The organism is Kitasatospora sp. NPDC051853, from assembly GCF_044452665.1.
Classification (GTDB): Bacteria; Actinomycetota; Actinomycetes; order Streptomycetales; family Streptomycetaceae; genus Kitasatospora.
In genome coordinates this window covers 267,125-288,078 of the sequence record NZ_JBITBY010000013.1, presented here as the reverse complement: position 1 = coordinate 288,078, position 20,954 = coordinate 267,125, and the positions used below count along the sequence as shown (strand labels likewise).

17 protein-coding genes are annotated in these 20,954 nt (G+C 72.9%); 7 read left to right on the top strand and 10 right to left on the bottom strand.

All coding sequences use genetic code 11. From position 1 onward, the window contains the following. Window positions 1–104: 104 nt before the first annotated feature. Together ACIA8O_RS32860 and ACIA8O_RS32855 are read right to left on the bottom strand one after the other, a co-directional pair. The gene (locus ACIA8O_RS32860; RefSeq protein ID WP_396297659.1) at window positions 105–599 is read right to left on the bottom strand and encodes a DinB family protein; all 495 of its coding nucleotides are present in this window, start codon (window positions 597–599) and stop codon (window positions 105–107) included. Beyond that, window positions 596–1,054: a GNAT family N-acetyltransferase gene (locus tag ACIA8O_RS32855; protein WP_396297658.1), complete on the bottom strand. Its 459-nt coding sequence runs from the start codon at window positions 1,052–1,054 to the stop codon at window positions 596–598. Before ACIA8O_RS32855 ends, ACIA8O_RS32860 begins: the two co-directional genes overlap by 4 nt. Before the next feature lie 91 nt (window positions 1,055–1,145). On the opposite strand from ACIA8O_RS32855, the gene ACIA8O_RS32850 reads away from it, so the two are divergent. The 3 genes from ACIA8O_RS32850 to ACIA8O_RS32840 all read left to right on the top strand — a co-directional run bounded on the left by ACIA8O_RS32850 (window position 1,146) and on the right by ACIA8O_RS32840 (window position 6,077). Beyond that, complete coding sequence (locus tag ACIA8O_RS32850; protein WP_396297657.1) at window positions 1,146–3,374, top strand: ATP-dependent RecD-like DNA helicase; 2,229 nt, start codon at window positions 1,146–1,148, stop codon at window positions 3,372–3,374. 224 nt (window positions 3,375–3,598) lie between these two features. Then, a complete protein-coding gene (locus ACIA8O_RS32845) occupies window positions 3,599–4,888 on the top strand; it encodes a citrate synthase (protein ID WP_396297656.1) in 1,290 nt (429 codons plus the stop codon). 469 nt (window positions 4,889–5,357) lie between these two features. Continuing rightward, window positions 5,358–6,077, top strand: a complete 720-nt coding sequence (locus ACIA8O_RS32840; protein ID WP_396297655.1) for an SDR family NAD(P)-dependent oxidoreductase — start codon at window positions 5,358–5,360, stop codon at window positions 6,075–6,077. A gap of 62 nt (window positions 6,078–6,139) precedes the next feature. On the opposite strand, the gene ACIA8O_RS32835 is transcribed toward ACIA8O_RS32840, so the two are convergent. The 3 genes from ACIA8O_RS32835 to ACIA8O_RS32825 all read right to left on the bottom strand — a co-directional run bounded on the left by ACIA8O_RS32835 (window position 6,140) and on the right by ACIA8O_RS32825 (window position 9,856). Further along, complete coding sequence (locus tag ACIA8O_RS32835; RefSeq protein WP_396297654.1) at window positions 6,140–8,413, bottom strand: heavy metal translocating P-type ATPase; 2,274 nt, start codon at window positions 8,411–8,413, stop codon at window positions 6,140–6,142. Window positions 8,414–8,478: 65 nt separating this feature from the next. Continuing rightward, window positions 8,479–8,697, bottom strand: a complete 219-nt coding sequence (locus ACIA8O_RS32830; RefSeq protein ID WP_396297653.1) for a heavy-metal-associated domain-containing protein — start codon at window positions 8,695–8,697, stop codon at window positions 8,479–8,481. Between the two features lie 241 nt (window positions 8,698–8,938). Next, window positions 8,939–9,856, bottom strand: a complete 918-nt coding sequence (locus ACIA8O_RS32825; RefSeq protein ID WP_396297652.1) for a PrsW family intramembrane metalloprotease — start codon at window positions 9,854–9,856, stop codon at window positions 8,939–8,941. A gap of 143 nt (window positions 9,857–9,999) precedes the next feature. On the opposite strand from ACIA8O_RS32825, the gene ACIA8O_RS32820 reads away from it, so the two are divergent. Next, the gene (locus ACIA8O_RS32820) at window positions 10,000–11,169 is read left to right on the top strand and encodes a PP2C family protein-serine/threonine phosphatase (protein ID WP_396297651.1); all 1,170 of its coding nucleotides are present in this window, start codon (window positions 10,000–10,002) and stop codon (window positions 11,167–11,169) included. A gap of 127 nt (window positions 11,170–11,296) precedes the next feature. Here the strand turns inward: ACIA8O_RS32820 and dhaL are convergent, their stop codons facing one another. Beyond that, window positions 11,297–11,878: a dihydroxyacetone kinase subunit DhaL gene (gene dhaL / locus ACIA8O_RS32815; RefSeq protein WP_396297650.1), complete on the bottom strand. Its 582-nt coding sequence runs from the start codon at window positions 11,876–11,878 to the stop codon at window positions 11,297–11,299. Between the two features lie 13 nt (window positions 11,879–11,891). Beyond that, window positions 11,892–12,887, bottom strand: a complete 996-nt coding sequence (dhaK, locus tag ACIA8O_RS32810; RefSeq protein WP_396297649.1) for a dihydroxyacetone kinase subunit DhaK — start codon at window positions 12,885–12,887, stop codon at window positions 11,892–11,894. Window positions 12,888–13,018: 131 nt separating this feature from the next. On the opposite strand from dhaK, the gene dhaM reads away from it, so the two are divergent. Next, a complete protein-coding gene (gene dhaM / locus ACIA8O_RS32805; RefSeq protein WP_396297648.1) occupies window positions 13,019–13,411 on the top strand; it encodes a dihydroxyacetone kinase phosphoryl donor subunit DhaM in 393 nt (130 codons plus the stop codon). 31 nt (window positions 13,412–13,442) lie between these two features. Here dhaM and ACIA8O_RS32800 read toward each other — a convergent pair whose 3' ends face one another. Beyond that, window positions 13,443–15,125, bottom strand: coding sequence for a bifunctional 3'-5' exonuclease/DNA polymerase (locus tag ACIA8O_RS32800; RefSeq protein WP_396297647.1), 1,683 nt, complete (start codon window positions 15,123–15,125; stop codon window positions 13,443–13,445). A 263-nt stretch (window positions 15,126–15,388) separates the two neighbouring features. Here ACIA8O_RS32800 and ACIA8O_RS32795 point away from each other — a divergent pair, with 263 nt between their 5' ends. Further along, the gene (locus tag ACIA8O_RS32795; RefSeq protein ID WP_396297646.1) at window positions 15,389–17,419 is read left to right on the top strand and encodes a M3 family metallopeptidase; all 2,031 of its coding nucleotides are present in this window, start codon (window positions 15,389–15,391) and stop codon (window positions 17,417–17,419) included. A gap of 27 nt (window positions 17,420–17,446) precedes the next feature. On the opposite strand, the gene ACIA8O_RS32790 is transcribed toward ACIA8O_RS32795, so the two are convergent. Together ACIA8O_RS32790 and ACIA8O_RS32785 are read right to left on the bottom strand one after the other, a co-directional pair. Continuing rightward, window positions 17,447–18,910, bottom strand: coding sequence for a cellulase family glycosylhydrolase (locus tag ACIA8O_RS32790; protein WP_396297645.1), 1,464 nt, complete (start codon window positions 18,908–18,910; stop codon window positions 17,447–17,449). An 85-nt stretch (window positions 18,911–18,995) separates the two neighbouring features. After that, entirely contained in the window at window positions 18,996–19,589 is a 594-nt protein-coding gene (locus ACIA8O_RS32785; protein WP_396297644.1) for a TetR family transcriptional regulator, read from the bottom strand. A 137-nt stretch (window positions 19,590–19,726) separates the two neighbouring features. Between ACIA8O_RS32785 and ACIA8O_RS32780 the strand changes: the two genes are divergently transcribed. Further along, window positions 19,727–20,944 carry an acyl-CoA dehydrogenase family protein gene (locus ACIA8O_RS32780; RefSeq protein ID WP_396297643.1) on the top strand — a complete coding sequence of 406 codons (1,218 nt, stop codon included), beginning with the start codon at window positions 19,727–19,729 and terminating at the stop codon, window positions 20,942–20,944. Window positions 20,945–20,954 lie beyond the last annotated feature (10 nt).

Sequence of the window (20,954 nt, the reverse complement as noted above, 5' to 3'; positions counted from 1 at the left end):
GATGGTACTGCAGGGGGGACCCTGTGGGAGAGTAGGACGCCGCCGAACAATTCTTCTAGAAAGCCCCCGCCGGGTCTCCCGGCGGGGGCTTTCTGTATTTCCGGTCAGATTCCGGTCCGACCGTCCAGCGTCTCCCGGATGATGTCGGCGTGGCCCGCGTGCCGTGCGGTCTCCTCGATCATGTGGAGGAGTACCCAGCGCAGGTTCCGGTGGGCCAGTTTGGGCCAGGCGCACGGGGTGTCGAGGGGGAGGCCGGCCACCAGCTCGCGGGACACGGCTGCCTGCTCTTCGAAGTACGCCCGCCACTCGGTGACGGTGTCGGTCTCGTCGACGTGGAAGTCGTCGTCGGTGTCGTCCGTCGAGTGCGGCCATTCGCCGGGGTGTTCGTGGCCGGCCAGGATGATCTGGAACCAGCGGCGTTCCCAGAGGGCCGAGTGCTTGAGGATGCCGAGCAGGGAGAGCGGGCTCGCGGTGGGGGCCAGGCGGGCCTGGGCGTCGGTGAGGCCGTCGAGTTTGCGGAGCAGGGCGGCGCGCTGCTTGTCGAGGAAGCCGTTGAGGGCGTCGCGTTCGGTGTCGAGGGGGAAGGCGGCGGCGCTCATCCGAGGGCCAGCTTGAAGCCGACGTGCGAGGCGGTGAAGCCGAGGCGTTCGTAGAAGCGGTGGGCGTCGGTCCGGGTGGCGTCGGAGGTGAGTTGGACGAGTTCGGCGCCGAGGGCCCGGGACTGGTCGACGGCCCATTCGATGAGGGTGGTGCCGAGGCCGGTGCCGCGGGCGTCGGCGTGGATGCGGACGGCTTCGACGAGGGTGCGGGTGGCGCCGCGGCGGGAGAGGCCGGGGATGACGGTGAGTTGGAGGGTGCCGATGACCTGGCCGGCGAGTTCGGCGACGACCAGGTGTTGGTGGGGGTCGGCGGCGATGCGGTGGTGGGCCGCGAGGTAGGGGGTGAGGTCGTCGGGGGATTCGCGGGTGGCGCCGAGGGGGTCGTCGGCGAGCATGGCCACGATGGCGGGGAGGTCGGCCTCGGTGGCCGGACGGATCGTCAGCTTGTCGTTCATGATCGCGAGGATAGGACGGATCCGGTACGGACTGTCACCGGGAGGCGGTACGGTGCGTAGCGCACGGTCACCGTTCCGAGGGGGCAGCCTGATGGGTACTCAGCCCGCGCAGTCGCCGCAGCGCCAGCTCGCCCAGGTGGAGGGCGTGTTGGAGCGGATCACGTACGCGAACGAGGAGACCGGGTACACGGTGGCCCGGGTGGACACCGGCCGTGGGCAGCACGACCTGCTGACGGTGGTGGGGGCGCTGCTGGGGGCACAGCCGGGGGAGTCGCTGCGGATGTTCGGGCGCTGGGGCTCGCACCCGCAGTACGGGCGGCAGTTCATGGTGGAGAACTACACCACGGTGCTGCCGGCCACGGTGCAGGGCATCCAGCGGTACCTGGGGTCGGGGCTGATCAAGGGGATCGGGCCGCGGTTCGCGGAGCGGATCGTGACGGCCTTCGGGGTGGAGACCCTGGAGGTGATCGAGAACGAGCCGAAGCGGCTGATCGAGGTGCCGGGGCTGGGGCCGAAGCGGACGAAGATGATCGCGGCGGCCTGGGAGGAGCAGAAGGCCATCAAGGAGGTGATGGTCTTCCTGCAGACGGTGGGGGTGTCCACCTCCCTGGCGGTGCGGATCTACAAGCAGTACGGGGACGCCTCCACCGAGGTGGTGCAGAAGGAGCCGTACCGGCTGGCCTCGGACGTGTGGGGCATCGGCTTCCTGACGGCGGACCGGATCGCGCAGGCTGTGGGGATCCCGCACGACAGTCCGGAGCGGGTGAAGGCGGGGTTGCAGTACGCGCTCTCGCAGAGCAGTGACCAGGGGCACTGCTACCTGCCCGAGGAGCGGTTGATCGCGGACGGGGTGAAGCTGCTGCAGGTGGACGTCGGGCTGGTGATCGACTGCCTGGCCGAGCTGGTGGCGGCGGAGGGGGTGGTGCGGGAGCAGGTGCCGGGGGAGGCGGGGGAGCCGGTGACGGCGGTGTACCTGGTGCCGTTCCACCGGGCCGAGGTGTCCCTGGCCAATCAGCTGCGGCGGCTGTTGACGGCCGAGGCGGACCGTCTCCAGGCCTTCCAGGGGGTGGACTGGGAGGCGGCCCTGGGGTGGCTGGCGCAGCGGACGGGGGCCGATCTGGCGCCGGAGCAGCGGGAGTCGGTGAAGCTGGCGCTGACCGAGAAAGTGGCGGTGCTGACCGGCGGGCCGGGGTGCGGGAAGTCGTTCACGGTGCGGTCGATCGTGATGCTGGCGCTGGCGAAGCGGGCGAAGGTGGTGCTGGCGGCACCGACGGGGCGGGCGGCGAAGCGGCTGGCGGAGCTGACGGGGGCCGAGGCCTCCACCGTGCACCGGCTGTTGGAGCTGAGGCCGGGCGGTGACGCGGCGTACGACCGGGACCGGCCGTTGGACGCGGACCTGGTGGTGGTGGACGAGGCCTCGATGCTGGACCTGATCCTGGCGAACAAGCTGGTGAAGGCGGTGGCCCCGGGGGCGCACCTGCTGCTGGTGGGGGACGTGGACCAGCTGCCCTCGGTGGGGGCGGGGGAGGTGCTGCGGGACATGCTGGCGCCGGAGAGCCCGGTGCCCTCGGTGCGGCTGACCAGGATCTTCCGGCAGGCCCAGCAGTCGGGTGTGGTGACCAACGCGCACCGGATCAACGAGGGGCTGCCGCCGATCACCGACGGCCTGCCGGACTTCTTCCTGTTCGCGGAGGAGGACACCGAGGCGGCCGCGGGGCTGACGGTGGACGTGGTGGCCCGGCGGATCCCGCAGCGGTTCGGGCTGGACGCCCGGCGGGACGTCCAGGTGCTGGCGCCGATGCACCGGGGGCCGGCCGGCGCGGGGACGCTGAACACGCTCCTCCAGGCGGCCGTCACCCCGGCGAGGGACGGGCTGCCGGAGCGGCGTTTCGGCGGGCGGACCTTCCGCGTAGGTGACAAGGTCACGCAGATCCGCAACAACTACGAGAAGGGCCGGAACGGGGTCTTCAACGGCACTGTGGGGGTGGTGACGGACCTCAACGTGGAGGAGCAGCGGCTGACGGTGCGCACGGACGAGGACGAGGAGGTGCCGTACGAGTTCTCGGAGCTCGACGAGCTGTCCCACGCCTACGCTGTGACGATCCACCGTTCGCAGGGGAGCGAGTACCCGGCGGTGGTGATTCCGGTCACCACCTCGGCGTGGACGATGCTCCAGCGGAACCTGCTCTACACGGCCGTGACGCGTGCGAAGAAACTGGTGGTGCTGGTCGGCTCACGCAGAGCGATAGCGCAGGCGGTCAGGGCCGTCAGCGCAGGTCGTAGGCACTCCGCGCTGGACCACCGGCTGGCGGCGGGGTGAGCGGCGGGGGCGCCCCGACCTGATGGGTTGTCTTGACGTGAAGAGATTTACGGCGGAACCTAGTCTGTGCCGATCTTGTCCGGTTCATACCGGGTGGGGCGACAGCTTTTGTAGGTGCAGGGCCTTTCCGGCCCACCCCGGGTGCACGGTGATCGGCCCGATGGTGGATCGTAGAGTCAGTCAGGGCACCTTGGATGAGGATTCATTTCGTCGGTGAGGAAGACGTGAGCGACAACTCGGTAGTACTGCGGTACCAGGACGGCGAGTACGAGTACCCCGTCGTCGAGAGCACTGCGGGCAACGCCGGCTTCGACATCTCGAAGCTGCTCCCGCAGACCGGCCTGGTCACCCTGGACAACGGCTTCGGCAACACCGCCGCCTACAAGTCCGCGATCACCTTCGTGGACGGCGACAACGGCATCCTGCGCTACCGCGGTTACCCGATCGAGCAGCTGGCCGAGCAGGGCAGCTTCATCGAGACCGCGTACCTGCTGATCAACGGTGAGCTGCCGACCACCGAGCAGCTGGCGGAGTTCAGCAACGAGATCACCCAGCACACCCTGCTGCACGAGGACGTCAAGCGCTTCTACCAGGGCTTCCCGCGGGACGCCCACCCGATGGCGATGCTCTCCTCGGTGGTCGGCGCGCTGTCCACCTTCTACCAGGACAGCCACAACCCGTTCGACGCCGGCCAGCGCCACCTGTCGACGGTCCGGCTGCTCGCCAAGCTCCCGACCATCGCGGCCTACGCGTACAAGAAGTCGGTCGGCCAGCCGTTCGTCTACCCGCGCAACGACCTGAGCTACGTCGAGAACTTCCTCCGGATGACCTTCGCGGTCCCCGCCGAGGACTACGAGATCAACCCGGTCATCGTCAACGCGCTGGACAAGCTGCTGATCCTGCACGCGGACCACGAGCAGAACTGCTCGACCTCCACGGTCCGTCTGGTGGGTTCCAGCCACGCCAACCAGTTCGCCTCCATCTCGGCGGGCATCTCGGCGCTCTGGGGCCCGCTGCACGGCGGCGCCAACCAGGCGGTGCTGGAGATGCTGGAGGAGATCCAGAAGTCCGGCGGCGACGTCGACGGCTTCATCCGCAAGGTGAAGAACCGCGAGGACGGCGTGAAGCTCATGGGCTTCGGTCACCGCGTGTACAAGGCGTTCGACCCGCGTGCCGCCCAGGTCAAGATCCTGGCGCACGAGGTGCTCGGCCAGCTCGGCAAGACCGACGAGCTGCTGGAGATCGCGCTCAAGCTGGAGGAGCACGCGCTCAAGGACGACTTCTTCGTCTCGCGCAAGCTCTACCCGAACGTGGACTTCTACACCGGCCTGATCTACCGCGCCATGGGCTTCCCGACCAGCATGTTCACCGTGCTGTTCGCCCTCGGCCGGCTGCCGGGCTGGATCGCCCACTGGCACGAGATGATCAACGACCCGGGCAGCCGCATCGGCCGTCCGCGTCAGATCTACACCGGCGTGGAGATCCGCGACTACGTGAAGCTCGAAGCCCGCTGACCCGAGCGGTCCGCAGGTTCGCGTGACGAACCGGAAGGGCCCGGCTGCCACTGGCAGCCGGGCCCTTCCGCGTTCCCGCGGCGCACGACGCCCGGGGGCGGTCCTGGTGACCCGGAACGGCCGCTCAAAGCGTTCCGAGCCTGTTCCCGCTCCCCGGCGTCGTGCGCGAGGCCGCCGAAACGGTTCGGCAGCCGTACCGGGGCCCGCCGGAGCCCCGTCCCGACGGCCGGAGCCGTCGTACTACAAAGGTAAGACGTATCCGGGGTCGCAAAGTTACGGGGAGGGGGTGTGAGTTGGCTCTCTCCACGCTCCGTACATGGCCGGTACACGGCACATACCACACCATCTCAGACGGGTTACGTCACCCTCCCCACAGTCGCCGCAACCGAGCGTGATAGGAATCGACCCATTCCGGGACGGACCGCCGCGCCCTCAGCTGCGGTGGCCGGAGCAGGGAGGGAGTGCGCAGATGGCCAGGAACGTCGTCGTCACGGGCGGTGGCACCGGCATCGGGTACGAGGTGGCCCGCCGCTTCGCCGAGGCCGGCGAGCGGGTGGTGATCGTCGGCCGTCGCCGGGAGGTCCTGGAGAGAGCCGCCTCCGACCTCGGCCCGAACGTCTCCCCGCTGGTCTGCGACCTGGCCGACCCGGACGCGGTGGAGGACGCGCTGGACGCGCTGCCCGCCCAGGTGGACGTGCTGGTGAACAACGCCGGCAGCCGGGAGACCGTGATCGGCGGCGGGCCGCACGCCCTGCTGGCGCGCTGGCGCGGGGACTTCGAGCGCAACGTGCTCACCGTGGTGCTGCTCACCGAGTCGCTCCGCGACCGGTTCACCCAGGGCAGCGGGCGGGTGGTGACGGTCAGTTCGATCGCCGCCCTGCGCGGGGCCGGCTCGTACGGGGCCGCCAAGGCCTCCCTGCACGCCTGGAACCACTTCCTCGCCGCCCAGCTCGGCACCTCCGGCATCACGGCCAACATCGTGGCCCCGGGCACCGTCTCGGGCACCGAGTTCTTCGGCCCCCGGCTGGACGAGGCGGAGGTCTCCCGCCGGGCGGCCCGCACCCTGCTGGGGCGGATCGGCGAGTCGGGCGAGGTCGCGGCGGCGGTCTACTTCCTGGCCTCCCCGGAGGCGGGCTTCATCACCGGCGAGATCCTGCACTGCAACGGCGGGGAGCTGCTCGGCCGCTGAGACGCCGTCAGGGCCCGGGACGGAGTGTCCGTCCCGGGCCCTGACGCTCTGTCGGCCCCTGGTCAGCGGGCCGCGTCGAAGCGGCGCAGTCGCAGGCTGTTGGTGACCACGAAGACCGAGGAGAAGGCCATGGCCCCGCCCGCGATCATCGGGTTGAGGAGTCCGGCGGCGGCCAGCGGGATGGCGGCGACGTTGTAGGCGAAGGCCCAGAACAGGTTGCCCTTGATGGTGGCCAGGGTGCGGCGGGAGAGGCGGATGGCGTCGGCCGCCGAGCGCAGGTCGCCGCGCACCAGGGTGAGGTCGCCGGCTTCGATGGCGGCGTCGGTGCCGGTGCCCATGGCGAGGCCGAGGTCGGCCTGGGCGAGGGCGGCGGCGTCGTTGACGCCGTCGCCGACCATGGCGACCGAGCGGCCCTCGTCCTGCAGCTTGCGCACGGCGGCGACCTTGTCCTCGGGGAGGACCTCGGCGATCACGTCCTGGGCGTCGATGCCGACCTCGGCTGCGACGGCCTTTGCGGCGGCGGTGTTGTCGCCGGTGAGCAGGACCGGGCGCAGGCCGAGGGCGCGCAGGCGGGTGATGGCTTCGGCGCTGGTGGGCTTGACGGCGTCGGCGACCACCAGGACGGCGCGGGCCTGGCCGTCCCAGCCGACCGCGATGGCGGTGCGTCCGGCGGCCTCGGCCGCGGTCTTGGCCTCGGCCAGGGCGGGCGGCAGGTGCTGGGCCCAGTCGGCCAGCAGGGCCTCCCGGCCGGCGATCACGGCGTGGCCGTCGACGACGCCCTGGACGCCGCGGCCGGGCAGGTTCTCGAAGCCTTCGACGGGGGGCAGGGTGCCGAGGCGGTCGGTGGCGGCGGTGGCGACGGCGGCGGCGATGGGGTGTTCGGAGGCGTGCTCCAGGGCTCCGGCCAGGCGTAGCGCCTCGTCCTCCGACACGCCGTCGGCGGTGTGGACGGCGAGCAGGGTCATCTTGCCGGTGGTGACGGTGCCGGTCTTGTCGAGGACGATGGTGTCGACCTTGCGGGTGGTCTCCAGGACCTCGGGGCCCTTGATGAGGATGCCGAGCTGGGCGCCGCGGCCGGTGCCGACCATCAGGGCGGTGGGGGTGGCCAGGCCGAGGGCGCAGGGGCAGGCGATGATCAGCACGGCCACGGCGGCGGTGAAGGCCTCGCTGGGGCTGTCGCTGACGAGCAGCCAGGTGACCATGGTGGCCAGCGCGAGCAGGATCACCACGGGCACGAAGACGGCCGAGATGCGGTCGGCGAGGCGCTGGGCGGCGGCCTTACCGTTCTGCGCGTCCTCCACCAGCTTGGCCATCCGGGCCAGTTGGGTGTCGGCGCCGACCCGGGTGGCCTCGACCACCAGGCGGCCGCCGGCGTTGACGGTGGCTCCGGTGACGGCGTCGCCGACGCCGACCTCGACGGGGACGGACTCGCCGGTGAGCATCGAGGCGTCGACGGCGGAGGTGCCCTCGACCACGGTGCCGTCGGTGGCGATCTTCTCGCCGGGGCGGACCACGAAGCGCGTGCCGACGGTCAGTTGGGCCACCGGCAGGCGGACCTCGCGGCCGTCCTGGAGCACCGCGACGTCCTTGGCGCCGAGGTCGAGCAGGGCGTGCAGGGCGGCTCCGGCGCGGCGCTTGGAGCGGGCCTCCAGCCAGCGGCCGAGCAGGATCAGCACGGTGACCCCGGCGGCGGTCTCCAGGTAGAGGGAGGAGGAGGCGTCGGCGCCGCCGACCACCAGGGAGAACTCGTGCCGCATGCCGGGCATCCCGGCGTGGCCCCAGAACAGTGCCCAGACCGACCAGCCGAACGCGGCCAGGGTGCCGAGCGAGACCAGGGTGTCCATGGTCGCGGCGCCGTGCTTGAGGTTGGTCCAGGCGGCCTTGTGGAACGGCCAGCCGCCGTGGAACACGACCGGGCCGGTGAGGGCGAAGGCGAGCCACTGCCAGTTGTCGAACTGCAGCGCCGGGACCATCGAGAGCAGGACCACCGGGACGGTCAGCAGGGCGCTGACCACCAGGCGGTCGCGCAGCGGGTCGGGCGCCTTCGCGGGCTCGGCGGCGGTCGTCGGGGCGGCCTCGGTGGCCGGCGGGGCGGGCAGCTCGGCGGTGTAGCCGGTGCGCTCCACGGTGGCGATCAGGTCGGCCACGCTCACCTCGGGGCCGAACTCGACCCGGGCCTTCTCGGTGGCGTAGTTGACGGTGGCCTGGACGCCGTCCATCCGGTTGAGCTTCTTCTCGACCCGGGCCGCGCAGGAGGCGCAGGTCATCCCGCCGATGGCGAGTTCCACCTGGTCGTGGACGGCGTCGGGCCCTATGCCCGGTGCGGTGGTGCTCATCGCTGGCTGCTCTCCTCGGGTCGTGCTCCGGGGGCCGGCGGGCGGCCCCCGGAGGGGGTGGGGGCTCAGGCGGTGCGACCGGCCAGCTCGTACCCGGCCTCGTCCACGGCGGCGCGCAGCTGCTCCTCGTCGACCGGGGCGTCGGAGGAGACGGTGACGGTGCCGGCCTTGGCGTCGGCCAGGACCTCGAGGACGCCGGGCAGGGCCGAGACCTCCTCGTGGACCGACTTCTCGCAGTGGCCGCAGGTCATGCCGGTGACGGAGTAGGTGACGGTGCTGGACATGGGGGCCTCCGAAGGGCTTCCGCAGGGGCTGGGTTCGACTCTGATAACACCATACCCCCAGGGGGTATTCCCCGCATCGGTCGGCGGCCGACGGGAGTGTTGCGGTCGTCACGTCCGCCTGCCGAGGGTAACCGCGCGGCGACGCTCGGTTCGCATCCCGGCCCGCGGCCGCGCCCCGGGGACGCCGAACGGGCGGCACCGGGAGTATCCCGGAGCCGCCCGTCGGTGCGTGTGCGGCGTGTCAGGTGACCGGGGCCGCCGGGGCCGTGGCCGCCCGGCTCTGCCGGACCAGCGAGCGCAGCCAGCCCAGGCCGCCGAGCGAGATCAGGATCAGTCCGAGGGTGTTGTAGAGGGTGTAGAGGTGCACCTGCTCCTCGGTCGGGGTGGGCATGTAGCCGAGCTCGAACAGCGAGCGCTGGAAGTCGCTGGTGGTGGTGCGGGCCACCAGCCAGACCGCGATGCCGCTCATGCTGTCCCAGAGCGCGTGCAGCAGCGAGACGCCGAGGTAGGTCGCCAGCACCGGGCCGTTGAGCCGGAAGTGCAGGCCGCGCCGCTCGCGGAAGAGCACGCCGCCCATGATCCCGGTCCACAGGATGTGGCCGACCGGGGCCAGGATGCCGCGCAGGATCTCGGTCTCCACCAGGTCCTTGAGCGAGAGGCCCTGGATGGTCAGCACCGCGTTGAAGGCGTAGCCGGCGCTCTCGAAGGCCGCGAAGCCGGCGCCCACCGTGGCGCCCAGCACCAGGCCGTGGCGCAGCCCGCTGACCGGGATCCGGCGGGCCACCAGGATCAGCGCACCGAGCTTCACGGCCTCCTCGATCAGGCCCACGCCGAGGTACATCCAGACCGAGGGGGAGAGCAGGTAGGTCTCCAGCACCGAGGCGCCCAGCACGCCGATGATGCCGCCGATGCCGAAGCAGGCCGCGATCCGCTCCAGGCCGACGTCGTCCGCGTAGCGCTCGTACGCCCAGACCACGAAGGTGGCCGGGACCAGGAAGCTGCCGAGCAGGACGATGGTCGGCACCAGGTTGCTGTTGTCGGTGAAGAAGGTGACCACGACCGTGGCCACCCAGAGCGCCAGGCCGGTCAGGAAGAGCTTCAGCCAGTACGTCGGCTTCGGCGGGGCGGTCGGGTGCGTCGTACTGCCGTAGCCGGACATCGGCGGGGACCCTTCCTCGGTGGGTGAGGCGGACGGGGTGATGGGGCATCAGTTGCCCGTACGGTATGACAAAAGGGTCATTTCCGGAGGTATTGCCCCCGTGACGCGCGGGTGGCAGGCGATTTCTCCGCTATGTTCGGTATGTGTCCCGGTTCGCCCGCGCTCAGTCGCCCACGGTGCCCAAGGCCGCCGGGCTCCCGCCCGCCCGTCGCGAGCGGGCCCTGCTCGCCACCGACCTCCAGGACCTCTCCCGGCGGCGCCGGGCCACGCCCGCGCTGAGCGCCCTGCTCCTGGTGGTGTTCGCCGACCTGGTCACCGGACGGGACAGCTACCTCGCCCCGCTGATGGTCGTGGTCCCCTCGATGGCCGCCCTCACCCTGCGGCCGCTGGAGCTGCTGGTCGTCTGCCTGCTCGGCTTCCTGGCGCTGATCGGCCTCGGCCACTACGACCAGGTGGCCAACCTGAACAACGGTCAGTTCCTGTTCGGCGCGGTCGTCAGCTACGTGGTGCTCTCGCTGTTCAGCGCCTGGGTGGCCCGGATCAGGATGCGGCGGGCGGCCGCCTTCGCCGCCGTCTCGTCCGTGGCCGAGGCCGCCCAACGGGCCCTGCTGCGCCCGCCCGGGCCGGTGGTCGGGCCGCTGCGGCTCGCGGTGCGGTACGCCTCGGCGGCGGACTCCGCCCGGATCGGCGGCGACCTCTACTCGGTGCTGGAGACCCCGAACGGGACCCGGGTGCTGGTGGGCGACGTCCGGGGCAAGGGGCTGGGCGCGGTCCAGACGGCGGCGGTGGTGCTCGGCGCCTTCCGCGAGGCCGCCTACGACGAGGCCGGGCTCACGGCGGTGGCGGCCCGGGTCGAGGTCAGTGTGGACCGGCACGTGCCGGACGGGGAGTTCACCACCGCCCTCTTCGCGGAGTTCCGGCGGCCGGGGGTGGTGGAGCTGATGCACTACGGGCACGTGCCGCCGATCGTGGTCTCCCGGGACGGGACCGTGACGGTGATCGAGGCCGACGACCCGTGGGTGCCGCTCGGGCTCGGCGCGATGGCGGCGGGGTCGCCCAAGAGCATGGAGGCGGCGTTCGGGGAGGGGGACGTGCTGGTGCTCTGCACGGACGGGGTGGTGGAGGCGCGGAGGGAGCGGACGGGGGAGTTCTATCCGCTGGCGGAGCGGGTGGGGCCGTTGGTGCGGGACGCCGCGCGCTCGGCGGCGGAGCTGGAGACGGCGGTGGGGCGGGTCTACGCGGACCTGCTGGTGCACACGGGCGGGGAGCTGGGGGACGACGCGCTGCTGCTCCTGATCAGTCGCACTGACTGAATTGGTGATGCCGGGGGCGCGGGGAACTGCGCGAATCGGAAGGCGGACCGGCGTTGGATCGGGGCATGTGAGCCAGTTGCACGTGGTGCCGTTCCCCTGCGCGCAGTTCCTCGCGCCCCTGAACGCGTCACCTTGGTCCGGCGTCGGCGAGGGCGCGGAAGAGGAGGGCGGTGGAGGTGGCGCCGGGGTCCTGGTGGCCGGTGCTGCGGGGGCCGAGGTAGGAGGCGCGGCCCTTGCGGGCCTGGAGGGGGGTGGTGGCGAGGGCGCCCTGCTCGGCGGCGGTGGCGGCGTCGGTGTAGGAGCCGGTGCGGCGGTAGGCGGCGGCCGCGGGGGCCCAGGCGTCGACCATGGTCTTGTCGCCGGGGGCGGCGCCGCCGAGCTGCTGGACGGCGGCGAGCGCGGCGTCGAGGGCGTCGGCGAAGGGGGCGCCGGCGGTGAGGGCGGCGCCCATCGCGCGGAGGGCCTTGCCGTAGAGCGGGCCGGAGGCGCCGCCGACCTTGGAGATCAGGGTGGTGCCGGCCTTGGTGAGGACGGCCCCGGCGGAGTCCAGGCCCTCGACGGCGGGGAGGACGGCGGCGAAGCCGCGCCGGAGGTTGGCGCCGTGGTCGCCGTCGCCGATGGCGGTGTCGAGGTCGGTGAGCTCCTGCTGGTGGAGTTCGACGGCGGCCGCGGCGGTGCGCAGCCAGGTGAGGGCGAGTGCGGTGTCCACGGGTGACGTCCTCTCAGGGGCGGCGCAGTGCGGGGGTGGTGGCGGGGGCGTCCCAGAGGTCGAGGAGTTCGGGGTCGGCCTTGGTGAGGGTGAGGGAGAAGCCGGCCATGTCGAGGCTGGTGACGTAGGTGCCGACCAGGCTGCGGGCGATGGTGATGCCGCGCGCGGCGAGGTGGTCGTGGACGGTGCCGTAGAGCACGTAGAGCTCCAGCAGCGGGGTGGCGCCGAGGCCGTTGAGCAGGGCGATCACCTCGTCGCCGGCGGTCAGGGTGTGGTCGGCCAGGATGGTGTCGACCACCTCGGCGGCGAGTTCGGCGGCGGGGCGCAGGGGTTCGCGGCGGCGGCCCGGTTCGCCGTGGATGCCGACGCCGACCTCGATCTCGCCCTCGGGGAGGTCGAAGCCGGGCTTGCCGGCGGCGGGGGTGGTGGCGGCGGTGAGGGCGATGGCGAAGGAGCGGGAGGCGGCGTTGACCCGGGTGCCGAGGGCGGCCACCGCGTCGAGCGGCGCGCCCCGTTCGGCGAGCGCCCCCGCGCACTTCTCGACCATCACGGTGGCGCCGGTGCCGCGCCGTCCGGCCGTCCAGGTGGAGTCCTCGACGGCGACGTCGTCGTTCACCAGGATGGTGCGGACCTCGATGCCCTCCTCCTCGGCGAGTTCGGCGGCCAGTTCGAAGTTGAGCACGTCACCGGTGTAGTTCTTCACCACGAAGAGCACGCCCGCGCCGCTGTGCACGGCCCGGGCGGCGGCCAGCAGCTGGTCGGGCACGGGGGAGGTGAAGACCTCGCCGGGGCAGGCGGCGTCCAGCATGCCGGGGCCGACGAAGCCGGCGTGCAGGGGTTCGTGGCCGGAGCCGCCGCCGGAGACCAGGGCCACCTTGGGGGTGGCCGGGCGGCCGGTGCGGTGGATCACCCGCTGCTCCAGGTCCACCGTCAACTCCGGGTGGGCGGCGGCGAACCCGGCCAGTGCGTCGGTGAGCACGTCCTCCGGGGCGTTGATCAGCTTCTTCACCGGTGGTCCCTCCTCGAACGGATCCTGCGGCCGACGTTACGTCAACCGGCCCGGCCGGGGCGGGAGATCCGACACGCTCGGCGCGAACCGGTCGTCTGGGCAGGCGGGGTGGCCGCCGTTAGGGTCGGGGCATGGGCAACCACGTGGGCATCGTGTTGGTCTCGCACAGCCCCGGCCTGGCCGCCGGGCTGCGCGACCTGCTGGCCGAACTGGGCTCCGGCCAGGTGGCGGTACGGCTGGCGGCGGGCACCGAGGACGGTGGTCTGGGCACCAGTTACGACCTGATCGCGCGGGAGGTGGCGCAGGCCTGGAGCCCCGCGGGGGTGGTGGTGCTGGCCGATCTGGGCAGCTCGGTGCTGACCACGGTGACCGTGCTGGAGGACCACCCCCGGAGCGGGGTGCGGCTGGTGGACGCGCCGTTCGTGGAGGGTGCGGTGGCCGCCGTGGTCACCGCCTCGGCCGGGGCCGGGCTGGACGAGGTGGTGGCGGCGGCCGAGGACGCCCGGGGCTTCCGCAAGCTCTGACGGGGCGTCACCCCCGCTTCGGCACGGCTTCCTACTTGGCGTCCGCGTAGCTCTCCACCACTGCGGTGGTGAGCGGGAAGGTCACCGGGGTGTCGCCGAAGACCAGGCGGCGGGCCTCGTCGGCGCTCTCGTTCACCGCGGCGGCCACCGCGTCGGTCAGGTTGGCCGGGGTGTGCACCACCACCTCGTCGTGCTGGAAGAGGACCAGGTGCGGGCGGTCCGGCCCGTCGGCCAGGGCGGACAGGCGGCGGCGCAGGGCGGCCAGCAGGGCCAGGGCCCAGTCCGCCCCGCTGGCCTGGATCACGAAGTTGCGGGTGAAGCGCCCGCGGGCCCGGGCCGAACGGCCGCCCGCCTCCCCGGCGGTGTCCGGCGCCTCGGTCAGGTCCAGCCAGTCCGCCGAGGGCGGCGGACAGGTGCGGCCCAGCCGCGAGCGGACGATGCCGCCCTCCTCGCCGGTGCGGGCGGCCGCCTCCACGTACCCCATCGCGGCCGGGTAGCGGCGGCGCAGGGTGGCCAGCAGCGGGCCGATGTCCCCGCTGGTCTGGCCGTACATCGCGCCGAGCAGGCCCAGCTTGGCCTTCTCCCGGTCGCCCTGGAAGGCGGTGGCGGCCAGCGCCGAGTACAGGTCGCCGCCGGCCGCGCTGCGGGCCAGCCCGGTGTCCTCGGAGAGCGCGGCCAGCACCCGGGGCTCCAGCTGGGCCGCGTCCGACACCACCAGCGCCCAGCCCGGATCGGCCACCACCGCACCGCGCAGCACCCGGGGGATCTGCAGCGCCCCGCCGCCCCGGCTGGCCCACCGGCCGGAGACCACCCCGCCGACCACGTACTCGGGCCGGAACCGGCCGCCGCGCGCCCAGGTGTCCTGCCAGGCCCAGCCGTGCGCGGCGTGGATCCGGGACAGCTCCTTGTAGCGGATCAGCAGCGGCGCGGCCGGGTGGTCGACGCCGCGGACCTCCCAGCTGCGGGTGGAGTTCAGCCGGATGCCTTGGTCGGCGAAGGCCTTGAGTACCTGGGCGTGCGAGTCGGGGTTGAACGGGCGGCCGCCGAGCGCGCGCTGCAGCTCGACGGCGAGCTCGGCGAGCAGCTTGGGCTGGGTGCCGGGGACGTGCGGCCGGGGGCCGAGCAGCTCGGTGAGCAGCCGGTCGTGCAGGTCGGCCCGCCAGGGCAGGCCGTCACGCGCCATCTCGGTGGCCAGCAGGCCACCGGCCGACTCGGCCGCCACCAGCAGGCGGAACCGGCCCGGGTGCTCGGTCTCGCCGATCCGCCGCAGCTGGTCGGCGTGCACGGCCACCACGGCGGCCAGCGGGTCGGTGCCGGGCGGGAGTTGGAGGCGGTCGGGGGCGAAGAGGCTGTCCTGCTCCTCGCCTCCGGCGGCCTCCGGGAGGTCGGGCGGGACGGGCGAACCCTGGAGGCGGGCCAAGGCGGCCCCGAGGCTGCGGGGCTCGCCCCAGCGGCCCTCGTGGCCGAGCAGCAGCGCCTCGACCAGACGCAGGTCGTGACACCGCGCCACCTGCTGCGGCAGCAGCGGCGCGTAGGCGCTCTCGGCCGAGGCGAACACCCAGCGGGGTGCGACCGCCGCCTCCCGCTCGGCCACCGCCGCCGCCAGGTCGGCCACCCGCACCGGCCCGCCCACCGGCCGCCCGTCCTCGGCCAGCTCCACCATCCGCCCGCCGGGGCCGTGCTCCGCAGGCACCACCGCGATCCTCGCCACCACGACGGGGCCTCCTTGCACGTACCGGAACAGACTTTCGGTCCCGACGCTACCGCTGACCACCGACAGCACCCACGAGGCGCGAGGGACGTACCCGGTGATGCCGGGGGCGCGGGGAACTGCGCGCAGGGGGACGGCAGCACGTGCAACCGGCTGACGTGCCCTCAGGTGCAGGTGGGCCGCCTCCCGATTCGCGCAGTTCCTCGCGCCCCCGGAGGCGTGGCCACGTGCCTTGACGGCTCCGGAGGACGAGTAGGGTCGCGGGCATGAGCGACAACCCCTTCTTCGCGCCCAGCACCCTGGCGTTCGAACTGCCGCCCTTCGCCGCGATCCGGGAAGAGCACTACCTGCCGGCCTTCGAGCGCGGCATGGCCGACCAGCTCGCCGAGACGGCCGCCATCGCGGCCTCGGAGGAGCCGCCGAGCTTCGTCAACACGGTGGAGGCGATGGAGCGTTCGGGGGCGCTGCTGAGCCGGGTCCGGCTGGTCTTCGACAACAGGAACGCCTCGGACACCAGCCCGGGGCTGCAGGAGCTGGACGCCGAGCTGAGCCCCCGGCTGGCCGCGCACCTGGACTCGATCCTGCTGGACCGGGCGCTGTTCGCCCGGTTCGACGCGCTGTACGGCCGGCGGGCCGAGCTGGGCCTGGACGCCGAGGCGCTGCGGCTGCTGGAGCGGCACCACGCCCGCTTCGTCCGGGCCGGCGTCCGTCTCGACGAGGCGCAGCAGCAGCGGATGCGGGAGCTCAACTCCCGTCTGGCGGCGGCCGAGTCGGCCTTCCGGCAGAACGTGTTCAGCGGGACCAGGGCCAATGCGGTGGTGCTGGACGACGCCGAGCGGCTGGCGGGCCTCGCGCCGGACGCGGTCGCGGCGGCCGCGGCCAACGGCCGGGCGCTGGGCCAGGACGGCACGTACGTGCTGAGCCTGAAGAACTTCTCCAACCAGTCCGAGCTGGCGGACCTCACCGACCGCGAGGTGCGGGCCCGGCTGATGGCGGCCTCGCTGGACCGGGCGGTGGAGGGCAACGGCCCGCTGGCGGCCGAGCTGGCGGCGCTGCGGGCCGAGCGGGCGGCGCTGCTGGGCTACCCGAGCCACGCCGCGTACGTGGTGGCGGACGAGACGGCCGGCACCGTGGAGGCGGTGGAGGAGCTGTTCGCGAAGCTGATCCCGCCGGCCGTGGCCAACGCCCGCAAGGAGGCCGAGCAGCTCGCCGCGTTCGCCGAACGGACCGACGGGATCACCGACTTCGGTGCGCACGACTGGCAGTTCTACGCGGAGCGGGTGCGCAAGGCCGAGTACCGGCTGGACAGCGCCGAGCTGCGCCCGTACTTCGAGCTGGAGCGGGTGCTGCACGACGGGGTGTTCTTCGCCGCGAACCTGGCGTACGGGCTGACCTTCACCGAGCGGGCCGATCTGACGGCGTACCACCCGGACGCCCGGGTCTTCGAGGTGTTCGAGGAGGACGGCTCCTCGGTGGGGCTGTTCATCGGGGACTTCTTCGCCCGGGAGTCCAAGACCGGCGGCGCCTGGATGAACGAACTGGTGCAGCAGTCCGAGCTGCTGGGCCGGCGGCCGGTGGTGGTCAACAACCTGAACATCGGCCACCCGGCCGACGGCGAGCCGGCCCTGCTCACCTGGGACGAGGTGCGCACGCTGTTCCACGAGTTCGGCCACGCGCTGCACGGGCTGTTCTCGGCGGTGCGCTTCCCGTACTTCGCGGGCACCGAGGTGCCGCGGGACTTCGTGGAGTTCCCCTCCCAGGTCAACGAGATGTGGATGACCCGCCCCGAGGTGCTGGCCAACTACGCCCGGCACCACCTGACCGGCGAGCCGCTGCCCGCCGAGCTGGTGGAGCGGATGGCCGCCACCGAGAAGTTCGGCTACGGCTTCCGGACCGTGGAGTACCTGGCGGCGGCGCTGCTGGACTGGGCCTGGCACACCCTGCCGGCCGGTGAAGTGGTGGAGGACGCCCGGGAGTTCGAGGCGGCCGCGCTGGCGAAGGCCGGGCTGGCCGAGCCGCTGATCCCGCCGCGCTACCGGACCACGTACTTCAGCCACGTGTTCTCGAACGACTACAGCGCCGGGTACTACGCGTACATCTGGTCCGAGGTGCTGGACGCGGACACCGTCCGCTGGTTCGAGACCAACGGCCGCGGCGTCCGGGAGAGCGGCGAGGTCTTCCGGGCCGAGCTGCTCTCCCGGGGCGGCAGCGTGGACGCGCTGACCTGCTTCCGGAACGTGGTGGGCCGCGCGCCCGAGCTGGAGCCGCTGCTGGCCCGCCGGGGCCTGGACGGCTGACCGTCCTGACGCCGCCTCAGGGGCCCGCTACCGGGCGGTGATCCGTACCGTGACCACCGTGCCGGGGCGGGCCGCCGGCAGCAGCACCCGGGCGGTGCCGGCCCGGCCGTCCCGGGGCTGCTCCACGTCCACGACCGAGGCGCGGGCGCCGGAGACGGTGACCTTCGCGCCGTCGGGGTAGGCGGTGGCGGGCAGGGTGATCTCGGTCCACCTGCCACCGCTCCCGGGGGTGAGGGCCAGGGTGTAGGTGCCGTCCCGGAAGGTCTCGCTCCGCGGGGTGCCGGCCAGGGCCCGGGCGTACGGGGCGAAGGCGGGCTCGTGGCCGGGGGCGGGGCGGCCCTGCGGGTCGAGGGCGCAGTAGCCGCCGTTGCCCTTGCACCAGTACCACATGGCCCAGCCGTCGGCGAAGGCCTGCATGGCCTCGGTCTGACGCGCCACCAGTGCGCGGTTGCCGGGGGTGCGGGCGCTCGGTGGGCCCCACTCGCCGACGATCACCGGCATCCGGTTGCCGTTCGGGTAGGCGGTGATGGCGGCCCGGTAGTTCTCCACGAAGCCGTTGGACGGGTCCCAGTCCTGCCCGGCCTCGACCGCGGTGTCGTAGAAGTGCGGGGCGTAGCCGATCCGGTCGGCGCCCGGGCGTGGGTCGGCGAACGGCGGCAGCTCGGTGGGCACGCCGAGGCCGACCAGGACCGTGGGCTCCACGAACAGCCAGGAGCGGGAGTCCACTTGGCGGACCGCCGCGATCAGCCGCCGGTACATGGCGGGCAGCCGGTCGCGCTCCAGGGCGGCGGAGGCGGCGACCAGTACGGCCGGGTCGGTCGGGTCACCGGGGATCGGGCCGGACGGCTCGTTGAACAGGTCGTAGCCCAACAGGGAGTCGTGGCCCCGGAGTTCGCGGGCCAGCCGGGTGTAGAAGTCGGCCTGCCAGCGGCGCAGGTCGGCGTCGTCGTAGAGGTGGGTGAAGGCGGCCTGCACGGCGGGCTGGTAGTAGCCGGCGAACCAGTCGTCCGGATCGGCCTCGAACGGCAGGTCGTCGTCCCGGGTGGCCCAGACCGGGATGCCGCGGTCGCCGCCGCCGAACTTCGGCCCGTAGACGTCCTGGTGGAAGTCGACCAGGGCCAGCAGCCGGTACTTCCCGGCCCAGTCGAGCACCCGGTGCAGCCGGGCCAGTTCGGCGGGGTCGAGCCGGCCGCGGGTGGGCTCCAGCCTGGTCCAGGAGATCGCCACCCGGACCAGGGTGAAGCCCTGGGCGGCGGCCGCGCGCAGGTCGGCCTCGGTCACCTCGGCGTACTTGTCCACGTTGAAGCCGCGCAGCTGGACCACCCGGCCGTGCGCGTCGGTGAGGCGGGTGCGGCCGTCGGCGGTGGTCACCGTCCCCGCGGGGAACAGCTGTTGCTGCTGGTGGGCCGAGGCGGTGGCGGGGGCGGCCAGCCCGGTGAGGGCGGTGGCGGCGGCCAGGGAGAGAGCGGCGGCGGTACGTCGAGCACGCACGGGACACCTCGCGGCTAGGGGGTGCGCCGATCCTGCCCCAGCCCCCTGACGGGCACAAGAGGTGAGGCATGCTCATGTTCGGGAATCAGCCGAGCGCCCCCGGGAGCGCGGCGGCCGCCGCGAGGCGCCCCCAGAGCAGGTCGGCCAGGGCCTGCACCATCCGGGCCCGGGGGCAGGGCCGCTGGTCCAGCCACCAGTCCCCGGCGGCCAGCACCATGCCGGTGATCGCCCGGCCCCAGGTCTCCGAGAGCAGCGGCCCGTCCGGGCCGAGGTCCACCTGGGCCTGCACGGCCTTGGTGATCTCGTCGGCGATCTGCTGGAGCGCGGGCGCCAGTGCCTGCCCGGCGGCCCGGCCCTGGTCGCCGCCCTGGGTGATCAGCCGGTAGACCTGCGGACGGGACTCGATGCCGGCCAGGTAGACGTCCAGGACGTGCTCGACCCGGTCGCGGCGCTCCAGCGGCTCGTTCAGCGCGGCCCGGACGGCGGCCAGCAGGCCGCTGGTGTGACGCTCCGTCAGGGCGCCGATCAGGCCGTTCCGGTCGCCGAAGTGGCGGTAGAGGATCGGCTTGGTGATCCCGGCCTCGGCGGCGATGGCGTTCATGCTGGCGCCCGGGCCGTCCCGCTGCACGACCCGGTCGGCGGCGTTCAGCAACTGCTCGCGGCGGGGCTCGTCCGGCATGTGCTGCTCCCTGGGGTGGACGTGGGCGTGGACGGGGTGTGGACGTTGACAGGCCTACCAATCAGTAGCAGACTCCGGGCATGTTACCGGGGGTAACACCCCACGGCATGGGACGACACCGACCGGAGGCACCCCGCATGAGCACCTTCTCCCTCGACCCCGGCCCGGACCAGCTCGCCGTCCGGGACTGGCTGCACGGCTTCGCCGCCGACGTGATGCGCCCGGCCGCAGCCGAGTGGGACGAGCGCGAGGAGACCCCCTGGCCGGTCATCCAGGAGGCGGCCAAGCTCGGCATCTACTCGCTGGACTTCTACGCCCAGCAGTTCTTCGACCCCTCCGGCGTCGGCATCCCGATCGCCATGGAGGAGCTGTTCTGGGGCGACGCGGGCCTCGGCCTGGCCATCACCGGCACCACCCTGGCCGCCGTCGCGGTGCTGGCCAACGGCACCGACGAGCAGATCGGCACCTGGGCGCCGCAGATGTTCGGCACCCCCGAGGACGTCAAGCTGGCCGCCTTCTGCTCCTCCGAGCCGGACGCCGGCTCCGACGTCTCCGCGCTGCGCACCCGCGCCGTCTACGACGAGGCCAAGGACGAGTGGGTGATCAACGGCACCAAGACCTGGGCCACCAACGGCGGCATCGCCCACGTCCACGTGGTGGTGGCCACCGTCGACCCGGAGCTCGGCGCGCGCGGCCAGGCCTCCTTCGTGGTGCCGCCCGGCACCCCCGGCCTGAGCCAGGGTCAGAAGTTCAAGAAGCACGGCATCCGCGCCTCGCACACCGCCGAGGTGGTGCTGGACGGCGTCCGGGTGCCCGGCAGCTGCCTGCTCGGCGGCAAGGAGAAGCTCGACGAGCGCCTGGCCCGGGCCCGCGAGGGCGCCCGCAAGGGCGGCAAGAACGCGGCGATGGCCACCTTCGAGGCCTCCCGCCCGGCCGTCGGCGCGCAGGCCATCGGCATCGCCCGGGCCGCCTACGAGGTGGCGCTGGACTACGCCAAGACCCGGGTGCAGTTCGGCCGCCCGATCATCGACAACCAGGGCGTGGCCTTCCAGCTGGCCGACATGAAGACCCGGATCGACGCCGCCCGGCTGCTGGTCTGGCGGGCCTCCTGGATGGCCGCCACCAACCAGCCGTTCACCTCGGCCGAGGGCTCGATGTCCAAGCTCTACGCGGGCGAGACCGCCAAGTACGTGACCTCGCAGGCGATGCAGCTGCTCGGCGGGAACGGCTTCACCCGGGAGTACCCGGTGGAGCGGATGCACCGGGACAGCGCGATCTACACCGTCTTCGAGGGCACCAGCGAGATCCAGCGGCTGGTGATCGCCCGGGCCATCTCGGGGATGCCCATCCGCTAGGACCCCCACG